The sequence below is a fragment of the Hymenobacter agri genome, assembly GCF_054778495.1.
The window spans coordinates 1-2,836 of sequence record NZ_BAAGZM010000556.1; the positions used below are offsets into that span (position 1 = coordinate 1).

Sequence of the window (2,836 nt, forward strand, 5' to 3'; positions counted from 1 at the left end):
GAGGGTGGCTACGGCGGTGGCTACAAAGGCAACCGCGACGGCGGCAGCAGCTACGGCAACCGCAGCGGCTACGGTGGCGGCGAGCGCCGCGAGGGCGGCTACGGCAACAAGCCGAGCTACGGCAATAAGCCCAGCTATGGCAACAAGCCTAGCTACGGCACGCCCCGCGAGTACGATACGCGCCCCGCGCCCCGTGCTCCCCGCAACGACAACTTTGACGAATAGGCTATTCGTGAATCCGTTAGGTGACCTGGATTATCCAGACTATGTGTTTAGTATAAGTGAATTAGTTAGATACAAAAAAGGCCGCTCAATTGAGCGGCCTTTTTTATTGAACGGGCTTTAAGAAAAAGCCAATGGCAATTATTTGGACGAATCGCGCAGCGACTTGATTTCGTCGTGAGCGGCTTGTACGCCCTGGTACTGCTTTTCGATAACCGATTTTACGGCGGCGGGCAGGTCTTCTACTTTGAGGGCAGTCTGGTAGGCTTTCTTGGCGTAGTCTTCGCCGCGCTCGCACTCGTTGAGGACGGCTTTGTTGTCTTTGCTGGTAAGGGCCGATTTCAGGTCAATCCAGGCGCGGTGAATGGTGCCGGTCACCGACGACTCTTCGTCGGGCTTGAGGTTCAGCTTGAACATCTGGTCCTCAATCTCAGTGATGTACTCGGCGCGCTGAGCAGCGTACTTTTTAAAGGTTTCCTTCAGTTGCGAATCTTCGACGTCGGTCATGGCGTCGGCGTAGCCTTTCTGACCGTCTTTGAGGGTTTCAACTAGTTCGTTGAGCAGGGCTTGGGTGGCTTTGGCTTCCATTTGGAAAGAGTAATTTGAGGTGAAAGATTGTGCCTCTATTTACTCTTTGTTGGTTGGGAAGGTTACAGTTGGGCTGCTTGAGTTGTAATCAAGCTCAGCATGACGTTCTACTTCTCACCCGCCATTGCCCGGCCCGCCAAGAAACCCGTGGTCCAGGCGGCCTGGAAATTGAAGCCGCCGGTGATGCCGTCGATATCGAGCACTTCGCCGGCGAAATAGAGGCCGGGCACGCGGCGGCTTTGCATGGTTTTGAGGTCGATTTCGTCGAGCGAAACCCCGCCGCAGGTCACGAATTCTTCTTTGTAAGTGGTTTTGCCGCGCACGGCCAGAGGGGTGCGCAGCAGCAGTTCCAGCAGGCGGTTTTGGGTTTTGGCGGGCAGGTCGCTCCAGCGGGTTTCAGCGGCGATGCCGGCTTGCTCGGCGAGGTTGCGCCAGAGGCGCTGCGGCAGGCCGAAGAGCGGGTTGCTGGCCACAGTCTTCTTGCCGTTTTCCTGCCGGAACTGCTGCAGCCAGGGGCGCAGCGTTTCGTCGGTATGCGCTGGAATCCAGTTGATAAGCGCCGTGCCCACGTAGCCCAGCTCGCTGAGGCGGCGTGCGCCCCAGGCCGAGAGCTTGAGTACGGCCGGGCCGCTCACCCCCCAGTGCGTGATGAGCAGCGGGCCCTCGTACTGCAACTTTTCGCCGGCCAGCACCACGCGGGCTTGGGGCACGCTCACGCCCATGAGCTCGCTCAGGGGCGAGTTGGGCACGTTGAAGGTAAAGAGCGAAGGCACGGGCTCGGCAATGCGGTGGCCCAAGGCGCGCAGCCAATCGTAGTTGGCCGGTTTGGGGTTGCCGCCGGTGGCCACGAGCAGGCGGCTGACGGCCAGGCTGCCACCGAACTGGCTGGCGCCGCTGCCACTCAGCTTCAGCTGAAACCCACCGGCTGCCAGCGGCTGAATCTCCTCAACGCCGACGTTGGTGACGATGCGCACGCCGGCCAGCCGGGCGGCTTCTTCGAGGGCGCGGGCAATGGTTTCGCTGGAGTCGGTGGTCGGGAACATGCGGCCGTCGGCCTCCGTTTTCAGCTGCACGCCGCGCCGTGCAAACCACGCAATAGTATCGGGCACACCGAACTGCCGGAAGGCATTTTTTAGCGGCTTGCTGCCGCGCGGGTAATGCGCCGCCAGTTGGGCCGGCGACTCGCAGGCGTGCGTGACATTGCAGCGCCCACCGCCCGACACGCGCACCTTAGCCAGCAGCTTGCCGGTTTTTTCGAGTAGGATAACGGGTTGACTCGGGTTGGCTTCGGCACAGGCAATGGCTCCGAAAAAGCCCGCCGCGCCGCCTCCGAGTACCGCCACGGGAAGTATGGCAACGTCAGATTTCACCGCGCAAAGGTACGCCGGCCGGGCGGGAGCCGAGTCGCGGTCGGTGCCGATGTAGCAACAAGCCGTGCTGAGTACCTGCGTTAGCAGTACGCCAGCGCGGCCACCACGTCGTCGTGCTGAAACTGATAAGTCAGTAAGTTGCGAACCAGGCTGCTGTCGATGGTTTTGCCGCTTACCGTTGTCTGGGCTTCTTCTTTAAACACAGGCGCTTCCAGCTTCAGGAACTGCGCGGCGGCGGGGTAGAAGTCGCGCCGTCGCGGATGCTGGGCGGCGCACACGTTGAAGGTATGGCCCCACAGCCCTTGCTGAATGATGCCGGACAGCACACCCACCACATCGGTGAGGTGCACGAGGTTCACGGGCGCGTTGCCTTGGTCGAGGCCCTGGCGGCCGGCCAGGAAGCGGCCGGGCGCTCGCTCGGGGCCGAACAGACCGCCTAGCCGCACCACGGTGCTTTTCCACTGCCCGTAGCGGGGCACGAAGTGGCCCTCGGCGCGCAGCACGTCAGACGCAGCATCGCGGGTGCTCACGGCGTCGGCCTCGTACATCACGCGGGGCTCGTTGGGATACACGCTGGTCGAGCTGACGAACAGGACGCACTTGGTGCCGGCGGCTGCCACCGCCCGGTGCACGGGGCGCAGCAGGGTGGGGTAGGT

The 2,836-nt window shown here is 62.1% G+C and carries 3 protein-coding genes and 1 pseudogene; 1 reads left to right on the top strand and 3 read right to left on the bottom strand.

Annotated features, from left to right (window positions below; translation table 11 throughout):
* Nucleotides 1-225 (top strand): annotated as a pseudogene (locus ACYVDE_RS19245) (hypothetical protein); the annotation flags it as partial.
* A gap of 138 nt (nucleotides 226-363) precedes the next feature.
* On the opposite strand, the gene ACYVDE_RS19250 reads toward ACYVDE_RS19245, so the two are convergent.
* The 3 genes from ACYVDE_RS19250 to ACYVDE_RS19260 all read right to left on the bottom strand — a co-directional run.
* Complete coding sequence (locus ACYVDE_RS19250) at nucleotides 364-810, bottom strand: ferritin family protein (RefSeq protein WP_460503160.1); 447 nt, start codon at nucleotides 808-810, stop codon at nucleotides 364-366.
* 107 nt (nucleotides 811-917) lie between these two features.
* Nucleotides 918-2,180: a BaiN/RdsA family NAD(P)/FAD-dependent oxidoreductase gene (locus ACYVDE_RS19255; protein ID WP_460503161.1), complete on the bottom strand. Its 1,263-nt coding sequence runs from the start codon at nucleotides 2,178-2,180 to the stop codon at nucleotides 918-920.
* 80 nt (nucleotides 2,181-2,260) lie between these two features.
* The coding region (locus tag ACYVDE_RS19260) for a Rossmann-fold NAD(P)-binding domain-containing protein (RefSeq protein ID WP_460503162.1) at nucleotides 2,261-2,836 on the bottom strand (576 nt) is incomplete at its 5' end.

Excerpts from the sequence above, each read along its gene's own strand:
- ACYVDE_RS19250 (WP_460503160.1), bottom strand. The coding sequence starts at position 810 with ATGGAAGCCAAAGCCACCCAAGCCCTGCTCAACGAACTAGTTGAAACC.